15 protein-coding genes are annotated in these 18,238 nt (G+C 73.5%); 9 read left to right on the top strand and 6 right to left on the bottom strand.

Going from position 1 to position 18,238, the window contains the following annotated elements; all coding sequences use genetic code 11:
• Window positions 1-75: 75 nt before the first annotated feature.
• Entirely contained in the window at window positions 76-1,296 is a 1,221-nt protein-coding gene (locus tag ACI79T_RS03030; protein ID WP_456608571.1) for an acetyl-CoA C-acetyltransferase, read from the bottom strand.
• Window positions 1,297-1,426: 130 nt separating this feature from the next.
• Window positions 1,427-2,458: an SGNH/GDSL hydrolase family protein gene (locus tag ACI79T_RS03025; protein ID WP_456608570.1), complete on the bottom strand. Its 1,032-nt coding sequence runs from the start codon at window positions 2,456-2,458 to the stop codon at window positions 1,427-1,429.
• A gap of 95 nt (window positions 2,459-2,553) precedes the next feature.
• Here ACI79T_RS03025 and ACI79T_RS03020 point away from each other — a divergent pair, with 95 nt between their 5' ends.
• The gene (locus ACI79T_RS03020) at window positions 2,554-3,906 is read left to right on the top strand and encodes a DUF2252 domain-containing protein (protein ID WP_456608569.1); all 1,353 of its coding nucleotides are present in this window, start codon (window positions 2,554-2,556) and stop codon (window positions 3,904-3,906) included.
• A 98-nt stretch (window positions 3,907-4,004) separates the two neighbouring features.
• Here the strand turns inward: ACI79T_RS03020 and ACI79T_RS03015 are convergent, their stop codons facing one another.
• The gene (locus tag ACI79T_RS03015) at window positions 4,005-5,990 is read right to left on the bottom strand and encodes a VWA domain-containing protein (RefSeq protein WP_456608568.1); all 1,986 of its coding nucleotides are present in this window, start codon (window positions 5,988-5,990) and stop codon (window positions 4,005-4,007) included.
• Window position 5,991: 1 nt separating this feature from the next.
• Window positions 5,992-7,455, bottom strand: a complete 1,464-nt coding sequence (locus ACI79T_RS03010; protein ID WP_456608912.1) for a sigma 54-interacting transcriptional regulator — start codon at window positions 7,453-7,455, stop codon at window positions 5,992-5,994.
• A 228-nt stretch (window positions 7,456-7,683) separates the two neighbouring features.
• On the opposite strand from ACI79T_RS03010, the gene ilvA reads away from it, so the two are divergent.
• The 4 genes from ilvA to ACI79T_RS02990 all read left to right on the top strand — a co-directional run bounded on the left by ilvA (window position 7,684) and on the right by ACI79T_RS02990 (window position 13,185).
• Window positions 7,684-8,946, top strand: coding sequence for a threonine ammonia-lyase (gene ilvA / locus ACI79T_RS03005; protein ID WP_456608567.1), 1,263 nt, complete (start codon window positions 7,684-7,686; stop codon window positions 8,944-8,946).
• 105 nt (window positions 8,947-9,051) lie between these two features.
• Entirely contained in the window at window positions 9,052-10,050 is a 999-nt protein-coding gene (locus ACI79T_RS03000) for an ATP-binding cassette domain-containing protein (protein ID WP_456608566.1), read from the top strand.
• Complete coding sequence (locus ACI79T_RS02995) at window positions 10,047-10,856, top strand: ABC transporter permease (protein ID WP_456608565.1); 810 nt, start codon at window positions 10,047-10,049, stop codon at window positions 10,854-10,856. The genes ACI79T_RS03000 and ACI79T_RS02995 overlap by 4 nt, the downstream gene beginning before the upstream one ends.
• A 265-nt stretch (window positions 10,857-11,121) precedes the next feature.
• On the top strand, window positions 11,122-13,185 hold the full coding sequence (locus ACI79T_RS02990; RefSeq protein WP_456608564.1) for a M3 family metallopeptidase: 2,064 nt from the start codon (window positions 11,122-11,124) through the stop codon (window positions 13,183-13,185).
• 81 nt (window positions 13,186-13,266) lie between these two features.
• Here ACI79T_RS02990 and ACI79T_RS02985 read toward each other — a convergent pair whose 3' ends face one another.
• Both ACI79T_RS02985 and greA read right to left on the bottom strand, forming a co-directional pair.
• Window positions 13,267-13,599, bottom strand: a complete 333-nt coding sequence (locus ACI79T_RS02985; protein ID WP_456608563.1) for an RNHCP domain-containing protein — start codon at window positions 13,597-13,599, stop codon at window positions 13,267-13,269.
• Window positions 13,600-13,606: 7 nt separating this feature from the next.
• Window positions 13,607-14,107, bottom strand: a complete 501-nt coding sequence (gene greA / locus ACI79T_RS02980; protein ID WP_456608562.1) for a transcription elongation factor GreA — start codon at window positions 14,105-14,107, stop codon at window positions 13,607-13,609.
• 245 nt (window positions 14,108-14,352) lie between these two features.
• On the opposite strand from greA, the gene mca reads away from it, so the two are divergent.
• The 4 genes from mca (at window position 14,353) to ACI79T_RS02960 (ending at window position 18,067) form a co-directional block, all read left to right on the top strand.
• A complete protein-coding gene (mca, locus tag ACI79T_RS02975; RefSeq protein ID WP_456608561.1) occupies window positions 14,353-15,240 on the top strand; it encodes a mycothiol conjugate amidase Mca in 888 nt (295 codons plus the stop codon).
• Window positions 15,237-15,566 (top strand): hypothetical protein, encoded by a 330-nt coding sequence (locus tag ACI79T_RS02970; protein ID WP_456608560.1) that lies wholly within the window; start codon window positions 15,237-15,239, stop codon window positions 15,564-15,566. Before mca ends, ACI79T_RS02970 begins: the two co-directional genes overlap by 4 nt.
• Before the next feature lie 62 nt (window positions 15,567-15,628).
• Entirely contained in the window at window positions 15,629-16,444 is an 816-nt protein-coding gene (locus ACI79T_RS02965; protein WP_456608559.1) for a discoidin domain-containing protein, read from the top strand.
• 183 nt (window positions 16,445-16,627) lie between these two features.
• Complete coding sequence (locus ACI79T_RS02960) at window positions 16,628-18,067, top strand: sodium/glutamate symporter (RefSeq protein ID WP_456608558.1); 1,440 nt, start codon at window positions 16,628-16,630, stop codon at window positions 18,065-18,067.
• The last annotated feature ends 171 nt before the right edge of the window (window positions 18,068-18,238 follow it).

The following is an 18,238-nucleotide window of genomic DNA, read 5'->3' as shown; positions in this document are numbered from 1 at the left end:
GCCCGGTCCCCGCGAGGGGGCCGGGCCACTGTCGTGTCCGGGGGCTGCCGCCGACGGCAGCCCCCGGAGCGGGGATCAGCTGAGGCGCTCGAGCACCATCGCCATGCCCATGCCGCCACCGACGCACATGGTCTCCAGGCCGAAGGTCTTGTCCTTGGTCTGCAGGCCGTTGATCAGCGTGCCGGTGATCCGGGCGCCGGTGCTGCCGAAGGGGTGCCCGACGGCGATGGCGCCACCGTGCACGTTCAGCTTGTCGATCGGGATGTTCAGGTCGCGGTAGCTGGGGATGACCTGCGCGGCGAAGGCCTCGTTGATCTCGACCAGGTCGATGTCGTCGATGGTCATGCCGGCCCGCTTCAGGGCCAGGCGGGAGGCGTCCACCGGGCCGTAGCCCATGATCTCCGGCGAGAGGCCGGTGACCGCGGTGGAGACGACGCGGGCCAGCGGGGTGAGGCCCAGCTCGGCGGCCTTGGTGTCGCTCATGACGACCACGGCGGAGGCGCCGTCGTTGAGCGGGCAGGCGTTGCCGGCGGTGACCCGGCCGTCGGGGCGGAAGACCGGCTTGAGGCCGGAGAGGCCCTCCAGGTTCGTGCCCCGCCGCGGGCCGTCGTCCGTGCTGACGACGGTGCCGTCGGGCAGCGTGATCGGGACGATCTCCCGCTCCCAGAAGCCGTTGTCGATCGACTCCACGGCGAGGTTCTGGCTGCGGACGGCGAACTCGTCCATCTCCTCGCGGGTGACGCCCTTGAGCAGCGCCAGGTTCTCGGCGGTCTGCCCCATCGCGATGTAGACGTCGGGGGTGTCGCCGTTCTCCCGCGGGTCGGTCCAGGAGTCGGCGCCGCTCTCGGCCACCTTGGCCACGCGGGCCTCGGCGTCGGCGAACACCGGGTTCTTCGTGTCCGGGATCGCGTCGCTGTTGCCCTTCACGAACCGGGAGACGGTCTCCACACCGGCGGAGATGAAGACGTCGCCCTCGCCGGCCTTGATGGCGTGCAGCGCCATGCGGGTGGTCTGCAGCGACGAGGAGCAGTAGCGGGTGATCGTCGTGCCGGGCAGGTGGTCCATGCCCAGCAGCACGCTGACCACGCGGCCCATGTTGTAGCCCTGCTCGCCGCCGGGGAGGCCGCAGCCGAGCATCAGGTCGTCGATGTCGGTGGGGTCGAGGGCGGGCACCTTGTCGAGGGCGGCGCGGACGACGGCGGCGGCCAGGTCGTCGGGCCGCATGTCCTTGAGCGAGCCCTTGAAGGCGCGGCCGATGGGCGAGCGCGCGGTCGCGACGATGACGGCTTCGGGCATGGGAACCTCCACGATGAGGGGGGTCCGACGCGGATCGCCGGACGTCGGTCACCTCGGAAACTACCCCGGCCGGGCGGCGGGGAGTCCCGGTGTGCGCGAGCAGGCCACGGGTGTGGCCCGGGTCACGTCGTCAGCCGGCGACCGGGGTCGCGGCCTCCGTCTCGGCGTGCTCGGCCTGCTCGGGGGTCGGCACCCCGGTGGGGCGGCGGCGGCGCAGCAGCGCCCACGGGCCGCGCGGGCCGGTCTCGGAGCCGGCCACCTCGGCCGCCTGCACCTCGGTGCCGGGGCGGTTGGCGGCGCGTGCCGCGGCGCGGGCGACCGGCCGCACGGTGTCACGGCGCAGCGAGCGCAGGCCGCGGTCGGCGCGGGCCGGCCAGACGCCGAGCGCGTCGGCGACCGAGGGGAGCAGGACCGCCGCCGCGGCGGCGTAGCCGGCGCCGCTGGGGTGGAACTCGTCCACGCTGAACATGGTCTGGTCGGACGCGAAGGCCGGGCCGAGCAGGGAGCCCAGGGACACCGTGCGGCCCCCGGCCTCGACGACGGCGATGGTCTGCGCGGCGGCCATCTGCCGGCTCCACCGGCGGGCCAGCGTGCGCAGCGGCTGGGCGATCGGCCGGATGGTGCCGAGGTCGGGGCAGGTGCCGACGACGACCTCGCAGCCGGCCGCGGTCAGCCGGCGGACGGCGTCGGTGAGGTGGCCGACCGAGACGGCCGTCGAGGTCCGGGCGGTGACGTCGTTGGCGCCGATCATGATGACCGCGACCGTCGGCTGCTCGGCCAGCGCGCGGTCGACCTGGACCTCCAGGTCGGCGGCGCGGGCGCCGGACTTCGCCAGGCGCAGCAGCCGGACCGGCCGCTCGGCCAGCTCGGCCAGGCCCGCGGCGACGAGCACGCCCGGGGTCTCGGCGGCGCGCTCCACGCCGAGCCCGACGGCGCTGGAGTCACCCAGCACGGTGAGCACGATCGGCTTGCCGCGGCCCCGTCCGTAGACGCCGTCGCCCGAGGGCGGGTCGCTCTTGTGGGTGCGGGACTCCACCTTGCGCCGGGCGGACCGGGCCTCCTCGCGGAGCAGGGCGACCAGGGCAGCTCCGGCGATACCGACGCCGCCGCCGCCGTACGCGGCTCCGGTGGCCAGCCGTCGGGCCGTGTCGGTGCGCGTCATGGTCCCTCCGCTCCTGGTCGGTGCCTGCGTCGTCGGGGCACCACCGACGTTATCGGCCGCCTACGGTGCAACCTGTGCCCCCATCCCTCCCTGGTATGAGCCCGTCCCCGGACACCGACGACCGGACGCGGCAGATCGTCGACGTCCTCGTCGAGGCGTTCGGCGACCTGATGGACGCCGATGCCGACGCCTTCCGGACCAAGTTCCGGAAGATGGCGGCCGATCCGTTCGCCTTCTACCGGGGCAGTGCGCCCCTGTTCTACGCGGACATGGCGACGTTCGAGGATCGGTGGTGCGACGAGCGCACGTCGCGCGTGTGGATCCAGGGTGACCTGCACGCGGAGAACTTCGGCACCTACATGGACAGCGCCGGCCGGATCGTCTTCGACGTCAACGACTTCGACGAGGCCTACCTCGGGCACGTCAGCTGGGACCTCCGCCGGTTCTGCGCCAGCTTCGCCCTGCTGGCCTGGCGCAAGGCGCTCGGTGACGACGTCATCGGCGAGCTGCTGGGCGGCTACCTGGGGGCCTACCTGGACCAAGTGGAGGCCTTCACCCGCTCCGACGAGGACCGCTCCTTCGCGCTGCGGGCCGACAACACCGACGGGGTGGTGCGGGAGCTCATCTTCGAGACCACCACCCGCACCCGGCTCGGGCAGCTGGACCGCATGACGGTGATCGAGGGCTACCAGCGGCGGTTCGCCGAACGCCCGCGCAACCGGCGGCTGGGCGACGACGAGCGGGAGCGCGTGCTGGCGGCGGTCGAGCGCTACCGGGAGACCGTGCCGAAGGGGCAGCGGCGCCGCGAGGTCACCTACAACGTCAAGGACGTCATCGGCACCGGCGGGTTCGGCATCGGCAGCGCGGGGCTGCCCGCCTACAACGTGCTGCTGGAGGGCTACGACCAGGCGCTGGAGAACGACGTCGTCCTGTCGTTGAAGCAGGGCAACGTGCCGGCGCCCAGCCGGGTGGTCACCGATCCGGAGATCCGCGCCTACTTCGAGAACGAGGGGCACCGGACGGCGCTGAGCCAGCGGGCGCTGCAGGCGAACACCTCCCAGTTCCTCGGCTACACCGAGATCGACGGCCGCGGGTTCGTCGTCGCCGAGCTCTCGCCCTACGAGCTCGACCTGGACTGGGAGGACCTCACCGAGCCGGAGGAGATCGCCCCGCTCATGGCCCAGCTCGGCCGGGCCACCGCGAAGCTGCACTGCGTGGGCGACGCCGACAGCGACCACACCCTGGTGCCGTTCCAGACGGAGGAGGCGATCACCGCGCTGGTGGGCGACCGGCGGGAGGAGTTCGTCGCCGACCTGGTCGAGTTCGCCCACTCCTACGCCCACCGGACGCAGGAGGACCACCGGCTGTTCGTCAACGCCTTCCGCGCGGGGGCCATCCCGGGGATCAGCTCCAGCGGCTCGCACCCCCTGCCGGCGGACCGGGCATAGGAGGCTATGCCTACGTCTACGCGGTCGAAACCGTAGGCATAGCCTCCTTTGCCCAGGGGCGCCGGGCCGACGGGGCGGTCCCGGCACGAGGTCCGGTCTCAGCGGGCGCGGCGGCCGCGGCGGGTCCGCAGGTAGTCCGCGACGACGTACTCGCCCAGCCGCTCGGTGTCGGGCTGGAAGACCCGTCCACCCGCGCGCTGCGTGAGGTCGTGCACGAAGTGGACCAGCCCGGGGTCGGGATCCAGGGCGAAGACGTTCACCGTGGCGCCCGAGCGCGCGACCCGCTCCACCTCGGCGACGGTGCGGGCGATCGTCTCGGGCATCGGCGGCCAGCAGAAGAACGGCGTGCCGTCGTCCTCCAGGTGGGCGGTGGGCTCCCCGTCGGTGACCACCAGGACCACCGGCTCGGCGTCCCGGTGCCGGGCCAGGAACCGCCGCGCCAGCATCAGCCCGTGCTGCAGGTTGGTGCCCTGCAGCGTGTCCACGCTCAGCTCGGCGAGGGTCTCCGGCCGCAGCACCTGGGCGGTGGAGGAGAAGCCGATGATCTCGATGGCGTCCTGCGGGAAACGGGTGGTCACCAGCGAGTGCAGCGCCATCGCCGTCGACTTCGCCGCGCCCCAGGTGCCGCGCAGCGCCATGGAGTACGAGAGGTCGACCAGCAGCGCGACGGCGGCCCCGGTGCGCCGCTCGGTCTCCACCACCTCGAAGTCGTCGACGGCGATGCGCACGTGCCGGTCGCCGTCCCCCCGCGGCTCGTGCGCCGTCCGGAGCACGGCGTTCTTCACCGTGCGGACGACGTCCAGCGGCTGCTCGTCGCCGAACCGCCACTCCCGCGAGCTGCCGGTGAGCTCGCCCGCGGCGCCGGCGTCGGCGACGTCGTGCTCGCCGCGGCCGGTGGCGTCCAGCTGGGCGAAGACCCGGCGCAGCGCGGTGGCGCCGAGCCGGCGGACGGCCTTGGGGGAGAGCTCGAGGGTGCCGCCGGAGCGGTTCAGGTAGCCCTGGCGTTCCAGCTCGCGCTCGAGCTGCCGGAGCGCGGCGAGGTCGTCGGCGGCGGAGCGACCCAGCGCCCGCTGCAGCAGCTCCTCGTCGACGTCGGCCAGCGAGGCCCCGGCGTAGCCCTGCGAGAGCTGGTTGGACAGCGCCTCCAGGTCGGCCAGCTCGGCGACGGCGCTGGTGGCGTCGCCCATGCCGAGGGACTGCTCGCCGTCGGGCACCTGCCCGCGCTGGCCCCAGGGCAGGTCGGGGCGGGCCTGGCGCAGCGCGTCGGAGAGGTGGGCCATCTCGCTGGCCAGCCCCATGTCCTCCATCGTCTGCGCCATCAGCTCCGACAGCTCGGCGCGCTGCTCGGGGGAGAGGCCGGCCATCATCCGTTCCTGCGCGGCCGCCCGGCGGGCCAGCGAGTCGATCAGCTCCTCGACCGACTGCGGGTCGTCGGGGAAGAACTGCCCGTGCTCCTCCATGAAGTCGGCGAACTGCTGGTCGGTGTCCTCGCCGCGATTGTGCGCGTCGACCAGCCGGGACAGGTCGGCGATCATGTCCTTGACCGCCTGCATGTCCTGCTCGCCGGCGTTCTGCAGGGCCTGCTTCATGGAGGCGAAGGAGCTGTCGAGGACCTCGCGGCGCAGCAGGTCCTGGATCTGCTCGTAGGCCTGCCGCCCCTCCTCCGAACGCCACGACCAGTCCTTGAGCGCGCGGACCGCCCCGGAGGTGTCCTCGGGCAGCGCGTCGAGTTCGGCCTCGGCCAGGCGCGCGGCGTCGTCCGGATCGGGGAACAGCTCGCGGCGCTCGGCGTCGACGGCCCGCTCGAGCAGCTCGCGGACCTCCTCGAGGGTGCCGTCCATCCGCCCGGCGGAGCGGGCCTTGCGCAGCCGCTCGCGGACCGCCCGGCGCAGCTCGTCCAGCCCGCGCCGGCCCTCGGTGCCGCGGCGCAGCAGCTCGCGGAGCGCCTCGCGCACGCCGCTGCCGCCGAGCACCGAGTCACCGATCTCGTCGACGGCGTTGCCGAGGTCGTACGGCGGGGCCAGCGGGTCGGGGCCGCCCCGCCAGGCCCCGTACCGGTAGCCCCGCGGACGTCGCGTGCTCATGTCAGGCCCCGTAGACGGTGCGGCCGCCGTCGGTGTCCTTGGCCAGCCGGCGGGTGAGGTAGAGCCCCTCCAGGGCGAACTCGACCGCCGCCGCGGCCTGCTCGGCGGACTGGTCGCCCTCCGGCACGCCCAGCCGGCCGAGCAGCTCGGCCAGCCTCGGGATGGTGCCCAGCTGGCCCAGCAGCGCCGGTGCCGGCACCAGGTCACCGGACTCGACGGTCTCCCCGCCGGTGAAGTGCTCCTGCAGGCCGGTGAGGTCCAGCCCGGCGCAGCGGGCCCGGAAGGTCTGCGCGGTCGCCTGGCGCAGCAGGTGCTCCAGGATCTCCAGCTCGCGGTCGTCGTCGGGGTCCGAGCCGGCGTCGGCGAACTCCACCTTGCCGCGGCTGGCCGGGACGATGCTCGGCAGGTCCACGACCCGGGCCACCGGCCGGGTCTCCCCGGCCACGGCGGCCCGGCGGACGGCGGAGGCGGCGACCGTCTCCAGGCCCGCGATGGCGAACCGGGCGCTGACGCCGGAGCGCTGGTCGACGTGGCTGGACTCGCGGACCAGCCGGGTGAACCGGGCGACGATCTCCACCAGGTGCGCCGGGACGACGGGCGCGTCGAGGGCGTCCTGACCGTCGGGTGCCCCGAGCCCGGCGGTCTGGGCCTCCTGCTCCAGCAGCCGGATCTCGTCGGCGAGCTCGATCGGGTAGTGGGTGCGCACCTCGGCGCCGAACCGGTCCTTGAGCGGCGTGATGATCCGCCCGCGGTTGGTGTAGTCCTCCGGGTTGGCGCTGGCGACCAGGAGCAGGTCCAGCGGCAGCCGCACCCGGTAGCCGCGGATCTGGATGTCGCGCTCCTCCAGGACGTTGAGCAGCGCGACCTGGATGCGCTCGGCGAGGTCGGGCAGCTCGTTGACGCTGAAGATGCCCCGGTTGGTGCGCGGGACCAGGCCGTAGTGGACCGTCTCCGGGTCGCCCAGGGTGCGGCCCTCGGCGACCTTGATCGGGTCGACGTCGCCGATCAGGTCGCCGACGCTGGTGTCCGGCGTCGCCAGCTTCTCGCCGAACCGCTCGCTGCGGTGCAGCCAGCCGACGGGGGTGGCGTCGCCGTGCTCGGCGATCTGCCGGTGCGCCCACACGCTGATCGGGCTGAGCGGGTGCTCGTTGAGCTCGCTGCCGACCAGCACCGGGGTCCACTCGTCGAGCAGGCCGACGAGGGTGCGGATCAGCCGGGTCTTGCCCTGGCCGCGCTCACCGAGCAGGACCAGGTCGTGACCGGCGATCAGCGCCCGCTCGACCTCGGGCAGGACGGTGTCCTCGAAGCCGACCATGCCGGGCAGGGTGGGCTCACCGGCGGCGAGGCGGGCGAGCAGGTTCGCGCGGATCTCCGCCTTGACCGGGCGGTACGTGGCACCGGTCGTGCGGAGCTCGCCGAGCGTCGTGGAGGAGGGGGAGGGGCTGGCTGGTGCGGCCGGATCCATCACCCCCGCCACGGTACGACGCTCTGCCCGTTCGTCGTCCCCTGGACGACACCGCGATCAATTGCCGTCCCGGCTCCGCGGAGCCGTTGCGTCGTGCCTGCGCGGACCCTCCGGGCCCACGCAGGCACGACCGGTGCCGGTCAGCCGCCGTCCTCGCCCTGCGGGGTCCACTCGGCGCGACCGCTGGCGGTCACGTTCCGGACGGCGCTCTCCTGAGATGATCGGCGCATGTCCGCACCCGAGATCCCCCTGGTCAGTGGTGCGGAGGTCGAGGCGGCGGCGGAGCTGCTGGCCGGCGTCGTCCGGCGCACCCCGCTGGAGCACTCCCGCGGACTGGCCGACCGCGTGGGCGGCCCGGTGTGGCTCAAGTGCGAGAACCTGCAGCGCACCGGGTCGTTCAAGATCCGCGGCGCCTACACGCGGATCGCCCGGCTGACCGACGACGAGCGGGCCCGCGGAGTCGTCGCCGCCAGCGCCGGCAACCACGCGCAGGGCGTCGCGCTCGCCGCGCGGCTCCTGGGCGCCGCGGCCACGGTCTACATGCCGGAGACAGCGCCCCTGCCCAAGCTGGCCGCCACCCGCCACTACGGCGCGACCATCGAGATGCTGGGACAGTCGCTCGCCGAGCCGCTGCTGGCCGCCGCCGAGCACGCCCAGCGCACCGGGGCGGTCTTCATCCACCCGTTCGACCACCCCGACGTGATCGCCGGGCAGGGCACGGTCGGCCTCGAGGTCCTCGAGCAGTGCCCCGAGGTCGCGACGGTGCTGGTCTGCGCCGGCGGCGGGGGACTGGTGTCGGGCATCGCGGCCGCCGTCAAGGCCCGCCGTCCCGACGTGCGGGTCGTCGCGGTGCAGGCCGAGTCGGCGGCGGCGTTCCCCGGCTCGCTCGCCGCGGGCCGCCCGGTCGCGTTGGAGAGCATGGCGACGATGGCCGACGGCATCGCCGTCCCCATGCCCGGGGACCTGACCTTCGCCCACGTGCGCGGCCTGGTCGACGAGGTGCGGACGGTCAGCGAGGAGGACCTGTCCCGGGCGCTGCTGTTCTGCCTGGAGCGGGCCAAGCTCGTCGTCGAGCCCGCCGGTGTCGCGGCGGTGGCCGCCGTCCTGGCCGACCCGACGGCGTTCGAGCCGCCGCTGGTGGCGGTCGTCTCCGGCGGCAACATCGACCCGGTGCTGCTGCTCAAGGTCGTGCAGCACGGCATGGCGTCGGCGGGGCGGTACCTCTCGCTCCGCCTGCGGGTGCCGGACCGCCCGGGATCGCTGGCCGCCGTGCTCGCCGAGCTCGCCGCCGTGGGCGCCAACGTGCTGGAGGTCGAGCACGAGCGCACCGGCACCCGCCTGCGGATCGGCGAGGTCGAGGTGTTCGTCGTCCTGGAGACACGCGGGCCGGTGCACGCCGACGAGGTGGTGTCGGCGCTGCGCCGGGCCGGCTACGCCGTCACCCCGGAGCAGCCGGCCACCGATGAGTCCGTGGCACAGCCCCGGTCCTAGCTCCCGACCTCGCACCGCGCGGGGCGCGGAGCGAGGGGCACGGGTGTGCGCGCGATCGAGAAAAGTGGTCGAGAACTGTCGGTGGGCGGGCCTAGCGTCCGCGCCATGACCGACGCGATCGTCGTCGAGGGGCTGGTCAAGCGCTTCGGCGCGACCACCGCGCTCGACGGAGTGGACCTGACGGTGGCCGAGGGCTCGGTGCTCGGGCTCCTGGGCCCGAACGGCGCGGGCAAGACGACGGTGGTGCGCATCCTCGCCACCCTGCTCGCCGCCGACGAGGGGCGCGCGGAGGTGGTGGGGCTCGACGTCGCGAGCCAGGCGGACGAGGTGCGCGCGGCCATCGGGCTGACCGGCCAGTACGCGGCGGTCGACGAGTACCTGACCGGCTTCGAGAACCTGGAGATGGTGGGTCGGCTGTACCGGCTCGGCCGGGCCGAGGCGCGCACGCGGGCCGGCGAGCTGCTGGAGCGGTTCGACCTGGCGGGGGCGGCGAACCGCCCGGCCAAGACCTACTCCGGCGGCATGCGCCGCCGGCTGGACATCGCCGCCTCGCTGATCGCCCGGCCGCGGGTGCTGTTCCTCGACGAGCCGACGACGGGCCTGGACCCGCGCAGCCGGCTGGCCATGTGGGAGTTCATCGCCGACCTCGCCGGCGGCGGGACGACGATCCTGCTCACCACCCAGTACCTGGAGGAGGCCGACCGGCTGGCCGACCGGATGGTGGTCATCGACCGCGGCCGGGTCATCGCCCGGGGCACCGCCGACGAGCTCAAGGCCCAGGTCGGCGGGCAGCGGCTGGAGTTCACCGTCACCGACTCCGCCGTGCTGCCCGGCATGGTCGAGCGGCTGCGCCCCCTGGCGGTCGACGAGCCGCTCCTGGACGTGCAGGCCCGTCGCCTGTCGCTGCCGGTGAGCGGCGGCGCGGAGGTGCTCGCCGACGCGCTCCGCCGGCTCGACGGCGCCACGGCCGAGATCGTCGACGTGGGCCTGCGCCGGCCCGATCTCGACGACGTCTTCCTGGCGCTCACCGGCCGTGTGGCCGAGGAGGTCGCCACCCCCGACGAGACCACGGCCGAGCCGGCCGCCACCGGAGGCACCCGATGAGCAGCAGTCTGGCCGCGACGCTGTCCGACAGCGCCGTCATCACCAAGCGGAACCTGATCAAGGTCAAGCGGGTGCCCGACCTGATCGTGTTCGCGACGCTGTCGCCGATCATGTTCGTGCTGCTGTTCCGCTACGTCTTCGGCGGCGCCATCCAGCTGCCGCCGGGCACCAGCTACGGGGAGTTCCTGCTCCCGGGCATCTTCGCCCAGACCATCGTGCTGGGGAGCACGACCACCGGCGCCAGCCTGGCCGAGGACCTGCAGAAGGGGCTGATCGACCGGTTCCGCTCGTTGCCGATGTCCCGGTCCGCGGTCCTCATCGGCCGGACGGTGGCCGACGCCGGCCTGAACATCATCTCGATCACGGTCATGGCCCTCACCGGCCTGGTGGTCGGCTGGCGGATCAACTCCTCGGTCGGCGAGGCGGTCGGCGGGTTCCTGCTGCTGCTCCTCTTCGCCTTCGCGATCTCCTGGCTGATGGCCATGGTCGGGTTGCTCGTCCGGACGCCGGAGGTGGTGAACAACGCCAGCTTCATCGTGATCTTCCCGCTGACGTTCGTCGCCAACACCTTCGTCCCGCTGGAGACCTTCCCGTCGGTGCTGCGCACCTTCGCCGAGTGGAACCCGGTGTCGTCGGTGGTGCAGGCCGCGCGCAACCTGTTCGGCAACACGTCCCCGCTCGCACCGACGCCCGAGGCCTGGTCCCTGCAGAACCCGGTGCTCTACACGCTGATCTGGGTGGTGATCATCCTGGCGGTCTTCGTCCCCCTCTCGGTGCGGGCCTACCGGCACGCCGCCGGCCGCTGAGGGGACGACCGACCCGAGCGGGGCACGGTCGCGCCGAGTGGGGCCCGGAGGGTTCCGCGCAGGCATGACGCAGCGACTCCGCGGGGGCCGGGGGCGCTCCTGGCCGAGCGTGGGCACGGTCGCGCCGAGTGGGGCCCGGAGGGTTCCGCGCAGGCGTGACGCAGCGGCTCCGCTCGGTCGGCGACGGCTCCTGGCCGCGGTGCGGTCCGGAGGATCGCGATGTGATGGCGGTGCACTCCGGAGGATCGCGATGTAATGGGCGGCGATGAGCACCGTCGACGTCCCCGCCCTGTCTGCTGCCAACCCCCTCGCCGCGCCGTCGGAGCTGCCGTTCGAACTGCCGCCCTTCGGCGACATCGACCTGGAGCACTGCCGGGAGGCGCTGCTTGCCGGCATGGCCGAGCAGCGTCGGGAGGTCGAGGCGATCGTCGGGTCGGGTGAGGAGCCCGGCTTCGAGAACACGATCGTCGCCCTGGAGCGCTCGGGCGCGCTGCTGGACCGGGCGTGGTCGGTGTTCGGCAACCTCTCGTCGTCGGTCGCCACCCCGCGGCTGCGCGAGATCGAGCGCGAGGTCGCGCCGCTGGCCGCCGCCCACGACGACGCACTGCGGCTGGACCCGGCGCTCTTCGCCCGGGTCGACGCGGTGCACGCCGCGCGCCACGACGCCGGTCTCGACCCGGAGGCGCTCCGCCTGGTCGAGCGCTACCACCTGGACTTCGTGCTGGCCGGGGCCCGGCTGGACGCCGACGGCCGCACCCGGCTCAGCGAGCTGAACCAGCAGCTGTCGGAGCTGTCCACGACGTTCGGGCAGAACCTGCAGCTGGCCACCGAGGCCGCCGCCGTCCCGGTCGCCGACGCCGCCGACCTCGACGGGCTCTCCCCGGAGGAGATCGACGCGGCCGCGCAGGCGGCCGCCGACCGCGGTCTCGACGGCCACCTGCTTGCCCTGGTGCTGCCGACCGGGCAGCCGGTGCTGACCAAGCTGCGCGCCCGCGAGCTGCGGCGGCGCGTGTTCGAGGCGTCGGTGACCCGCGCCTCGGCCGGCGAGCACGACAACCGGCCGGTCGCCGAGCGGATCGCCCGGGTGCGGGCCGAACGCGCCCGGCTGCTCGGCTTCGACACCCACGCCGACCTCGTGCTGGCCGACTCCACCGCCCGCACCACGGCCGCCGTCGACGAGATGCTCGCCTCGATGGTGCCCGCCTCGGTGGCGAACGCGGAGGCGGAGGCCGAGGTGCTGCGCGAGGCCGCCGCCCGCGACGGCGTCGAGCTGGCCGCCTGGGACTGGGCCTTCTACAGCGAGCGGGTGCGCGCCGAGCGCTACGCCGTCGACACCGCCGCCCTGCGCCCGTACTTCGAGCTGGACCGGGTCCTGGTCGACGGCGTCTTCTCCGCGGCGGAACGGCTCTACGGCTTCCGGTTCAGCCCGCGCCCCGACCTCGCCGGCTACCACCCCGACGTCCGGGTGTGGGAGGTCCGCGACGCCGACGGCGCCGAGGTCGGGCTCTACCTGGGTGACTTCTTCGCGCGGGAGGGCAAGCGCGGCGGGGCGTGGATGAGCTCGTTCGTCCGTCAGTCGCGGCTGCTCGGCACCCGCCCGGTCGTCGTCAACAACCTGAACGTGTCGCGGGCGCCGGACGGCCAGCGCACGCTGCTCACCCTCGACGAGGTGAACACCCTCTTCCACGAGTTCGGGCACGCGCTGCACGGACTGAGCTCCGCGGTGACCTACCCCCGCTTCGCCGGCACCGCCGTGCCGCGGGACTTCGTGGAGTTCCCGAGCCAGGTCAACGAGATGTGGGCGCTGTGGCCCGAGGTCCTCGCCGACTACGCCCGGCACGTGGAGACCGGGGAGCCGCTGCCGGCATCGGTCGTCGAGGCGATCGACGCCGCGCAGCTGTGGGGGGAGGGGTTCGCGACCCTCGAGTACCTGGGCGCCACCCTGCTGGACCAGGCCTGGCACCGGATCACGCCCGAGACCGAGGTCGGCGACCCGATCGCGTTCGAGCGCGCCGCCCTCAAGGCGGCGGGGGTGGCGTCGGACCTCGTGCCGCCGCGGTACCGGACCACCTACTTCCAGCACGTCTTCGCCGGCGGCTACTCGGCCGGCTACTACTCCTACATCTGGTCGGAGGTCCTCGACGCCGACACGGTGGAGTGGTTCAAGGAGAACGGCGGGCTGCGCCGGGAGAACGGCGACGCCTTCCGTCAGCGGCTGCTGGCGGTGGGCGGCTCGGTCGACCCGCTGGACGCCTTCCGTGCCGTCCGCGGTCGGGACGCCGACCCGGGTCCGCTGCTCCGCCGTCGCGGCCTGGCCCCCACCGGCTGACGCCCGCTCTGGGGGTCCTCTTCGTCCTCCGGGAGTCCTGCAGGACCCTCGGTCCACGAGTTCGACCCCCAGAGCGGGCGCTCAGAGCCAGGGGAGGTCGAGCACCAGGTCCAGGTCGTCCGGGGCCGCGCCGTCACGGACCAGCCGGTTGGGCTGGCGGTGGCCGCACGCCGTGCAGCGGTGGACCACCTGCCAGCCCTTGCCCGACTTCTCCACCAGCCCGATCGGCTCCATCGGCTGCCGGCACTCGCTGGCGCGGTCACCCGGCAGGTCGTCGACGTGCAGCGACCACAGGCAGTACGGGCAGTGGTTGCGGTAGTGCCCGTCGGTGTTCGCCGGCACCGGCGCGGCGCAGTGCACGCACGGGAAGCCGGTGTTCTCCGCCCGCCGGGAGCGGGCGCGCGGGCCGGTCACCGGCCGGTCAGGGGACGAACGGCTCGATGCCGATGACCTCGACGGTGATGTCCCGGCCGTTGGGCGCCTGGTAGGTGACCTTCTTGCCGGGCTTGGCACCCATGATCGCCGAGCCGAGGGCCGACTCCGGCGAGTAGACGGTCAGGTCGGTGGTGCCCGCGATCTCGCGCGACCCGAGCAGGAACTTCTCGGTGTCGTCGTCGCCCTCGAACCGGATGGTGATGACGGTGCCCGTGGCGGCGTGGGTGACCTTCGTCGGCGGCTCGCCCACGTTGGCCTTGCGCAGCAGGTCGGTGAGCTGGCGGATCCGGCCCTCCTGCTTGCCCTGCTCGTCCTTGGCGGCGTGGTAGCCGCCGTTCTCCTTGAGGTCGCCCTCCTCGCGGCGGGCGTTGATCTCGGCGGCCATGGCCGGGCGGTTCGCCACCAGCTGGTCGAGCTCGGCCTTCAGCCGGTCGTAGGCGTCCTGGGTCAGCCAGATGCCGTCGTGCTCGTCAGTGGGGGTGGACACGTGGGAGAACTCCTGGAACTCGGGGGTGCCGCCCGGTGCGGACGGCGGTGGTCGATCCGGCCAAGCTAACACCGCGGGAGCGGCCGACGCTGCGATCCGCCGCCCCTCGCAGGATGCGGAACCGTATCGTACCGACCTGTGATCGACGACACGTTCCGCCTGTTCGGGTGGCTCACCTGCGAGGCATCGGCCACACCTCCGTGGCCATCCGTCATCGTCGTCGTCCGGCGAGGGACACTGTTGCGGTGACCCAACCCGACCAGCTGCGCCTGCTCGCCGTGCACGCTCACCCGGACGACGAGTCGAGCAAGGGCGCCGCCACGATGGCGAAGTACGTCGCCGAGGGCGTCCGCGTGATGGTGGCCACCGCCACCGGGGGCGAGCGCGGCTCGGTGCTGAACCCGGCGATGGACCGCCCCGAGGTGTGGGAGCGGCTGCCGCAGATCCGCGCCGAGGAGATGGCCAGGGCCCGCGAGATCCTCGGCGTCGAGCAGGAGTTCCTCGGCTTCGTCGACTCGGGGCTGCCCGAAGGCGACCCGCTGCCCCCGCTGCCGGAGGGCTGCTTCGCGCTCGTCCCGGTCGAGGAGGCGGCGGCTCCGCTGGTCGCGCTGATCCGCCGCTTCAAGCCGCAGGTGATCACCACCTACGACGAGCGCGGCGGCTATCCGCACCCCGACCACATCAAGACCCACGAGATCTCGGTGCACGCCTTCGAGGCCGCCGGCGATCCCGACCGCTACCCCGAGCTCGGCGAGCCGTGGCAGCCGAGCAAGCTCTACTACCACATGAGCTTCACGCTGCCCCGCACGAAGGCGCTGCACGAGGCCATCCTCGCGACCGGCGCGGAGTCGCCCTACGCCGAGTGGCTGGAGAAGTGGGACCCCGCCCACGACATCTCGCACCGGGTCACCACCCGCGTGCCGTGCGGCGAGTACTTCCCGGTGCGCGACGCCGCGCTGATCGCGCACGCCACCCAGATCGACCCGCTGGGCCGCTGGTTCGCCTGCCCGGTGGACACCCAGCAGCAGATCTGGCCCACGGAGGACTACGAGCTGGCCCGCTCGCTGATCGACACCACCACCCCGGAGAACGACCTGTTCGCCGGCATCCGCAGTGAGGTGACCGTCCGATGACCGCATCCGTGGCCGCAGTGAGCATCCTGGCCGCCGCCCAGCAGCAGCAGCCCGAGGACGTCGGCAAGGCCGGCCCGTTCGGCCTGCTCCTGCTCCTGCTCCTGCTCATCGCGGCGGCGCTGCTGGTGAAGTCGATGAGCGGTCACCTGAAGAAGCTGCCGCGCAGCTTCGACCCGGCGGACCAGGAGGAGGCGGTCGAGGTTCCCGACGACCTCTCCGGCCTGGAGGAGGCCCGGCGCGAACCCGGTCAGGAGCTGCTGGACACGCTGCGGCGTGCGCCGCTGGCCATCGAGCCGCCGCGCCGGGACGGCGACGACCGGAGCTGAGGCCCGGGCCGGCGGGCGCGGCCAGGTGGAACGTGCGCTCCGACCGGGTCGTTGATCCGCCCGTGACCCCCTTCCCGCGGCGGCTCCTGCTGGTGACCGCCGCCGTCGTCGTCCTCACCGGGTGCGCCGGGCCGGCGGCCCCGACCTCCGCCGGTCCCGAGGTCCTGGCGGCGGAGCAGGTGTTCGTCGAGGCGCCGGTCGTGGTGCCGGACCCGTCGGGCACGTCGGCGACGCTGCAGGTCTCGACCAGCATCGACATGGCCTGCGCGGTGGTGTTCGGACGGGGCGGGTCCGTCGGCGAGGGGATCGCCACGGACGCCGACATGGGCGGTGGCGCGCACGCCGAGCACCGGGCGGTCATGCGCGGGCTCGAGCCGGACACCGAGTACTCCTACCGGGTGCAGGGGTCCGGGGCCGACGGCAGCCTCTACCGCAGCGAGCTGATGAGCTTCCGGACGCCGCCTGCGGAGCCCGATGCCGTACCCGGCGCGGAGGCGGTCGTCGGTGCCGAGGTCGTCGACGTCAGCTCCGAGTTCTCCGACGCGTACGCCGCGGCCAACGCCGTCGACGGCGACCTCGGCACGGAGTGGTCCAGCGATGGCGACGGCGACGACGCCTCGGTCACCCTGGACCTGGGCCGCCCGGTGGACGTCGTGGGCGTGACACTGCGCAGCCGGTCGATGAGCGACGGCTCGGCGGTCATCGAGACCTTCACCGTCACCGCCGACGACGGGCAGACCCACGGGCCCTTCGCGGCCGGCACGGCCGTCGTGGTGAACGAGACGGCCTTCACCGGTCAGGTGCTGCGGATCGACGCGGTGAAAACCAGCGGCGGCAACACCGGTGCGGCGGAGATCGAGTTCCTCGAGCGCCGCTGACCGCAGCGCCACCGCCGGGCGCCGGCCCGCGCCGCGCCGGGAAGTCCGGACCGGCGCGCCGTGTCGCCGCACAGCCGGCGCAACCGGGGGTTGTCCGGGGCGCGCGGACCCGCGAAGGTGTCCCACCTCGGTCGGGACGCCGGGGCAGGTGGCCCGACGCAGCACCCAGGCGACGGAGGCACCGTGTCCCCCGACCTCATCGGACTCAGTCTGCTCGTGCTCGGCGTCCTGCTGCTGGTCGCCAAGCTGATCCGGATCCGGTCCCGGATCGCCCAGAAGCTCTTCCTGCCGAGCTCGATCATCGGCGGCTTCCTCGCCCTGCTGATCGGCCCGGAGGTGGTGGGCTCGATCGCCGAGGCGATCGGCGGGGAGGGCGCCCCGCTCTCCGGCGGCCTGTGGCCGGCCGGGTTCCTCGACGTCTGGGCGTCGCTGCCGGGCCTGCTCATCTCGGTGGTCTTCGCGACGCTGTTCCTCGGCGAGCGGATCCCCAAGGTGAAGGAGGCCGCCGAGCTGGCCGGCCCGCAGCTCGCCCTCGGCGTGACGATGGCCTCCGGCCAGTACGTGATCGGGCTGCTGCTCGCCGTCCTCCTGCTGGTGCCCTTCCTCGGCCAGGACCCGATGGTCGGCGCGCTGATCGAGGTGGGCTTCGAGGGCGGGCACGGCACCGCGGCGGGGCTGGGTGACACCTTCGCGGAGCTCGGTCTGCCCCAGGGGCAGGACCTGGCGCTCGGCCTGGCCACGGTGGGCGTCGTCGCCGGTGTCGTCGTCGGCATCGCGCTCATCAACTGGGGGGTGCACACCGGCCGCGCCGAGGTCCTGGAGAGCGATGCGAAGACCTCGCTGGCCGAGCAGCGCGGGCTCTACGAGAAGGAGGAGCAGAAGCCGGCCGCGACGATGACGGTGCGCACCGCGTCGGTCGAGCCGCTGGCCATCCACTTCGCCATCGTCGCGGTCGCCATCCTGGTCGGGCTGGCCCTGCTGGAGGGGCTGCAGGCGCTGGAGGCGGCGCTGTGGGCCGACACCGTCGAGCTCTTCGAGTTCGTGCCGCTGTTCCCGCTGGCGATGATCGGCGGCGTCATGGTGCAGAAGGTGGTCGACCGGTTCGACCGGACCGGCATCGTCGACCGGCAGATGATGCTGCGGATCCAGGGCATCTCGCTGGACCTGCTGATCATCAGCGCCCTGGCCACGCTGTCCATCCAGGCGATCGCGGACAACTGGGTGACGTTCCTGCTGCTGGCCGTCGCCGGCCTGTCCTGGAACATCGGGGTGTTCGTCTTCCTGGCCCGCCGGATGATCCCGCGGTTCTGGTTCGAGCGCGGCATCGGCGACCTCGGGCAGTCCCTCGGCGTCACGGCCACCGGGCTGATCCTGATCCGGGTCGCCGACCCCAACGCCGCGACCCCGGCGATGGAGGCCTTCGGCTACAAGCAGCTGGCCTTCGAGCCGTTCTTCGGCGGCGGGCTGGTCACCGCGGCGTCGCTGCCGCTGATCGCCCAGTTCGGCCCGATCCCGCTGCTGATCTTCATGGCCGTCCTGCTCGTCGTGTCGCTGGGCATCGGCATCTTCTGGTTCGGCCGCCGATCACCGGCCGAGGAGGAGGCCCGGGCCCCGAGCGGCTGACCGGCGCGCCACCTGCGGCCGGTCCGTCCCGTTCCGCGGGAGGACGACGTGTCCGCTGCGGGCGTAGCGGCGGCCCTGTCCGGCGGTCTCTCTGGCGATTACCGTGTAACGGTGTAATCACTGCGCACCGGGAGGCCGCCATGCACGGACATCGTTTCGCCGACGCACCCC

It is taken from the genome of Blastococcus sp. SYSU DS0619, from assembly GCF_054051035.1.
This window is presented reverse-complemented; position numbering and strand designations above follow the sequence as displayed.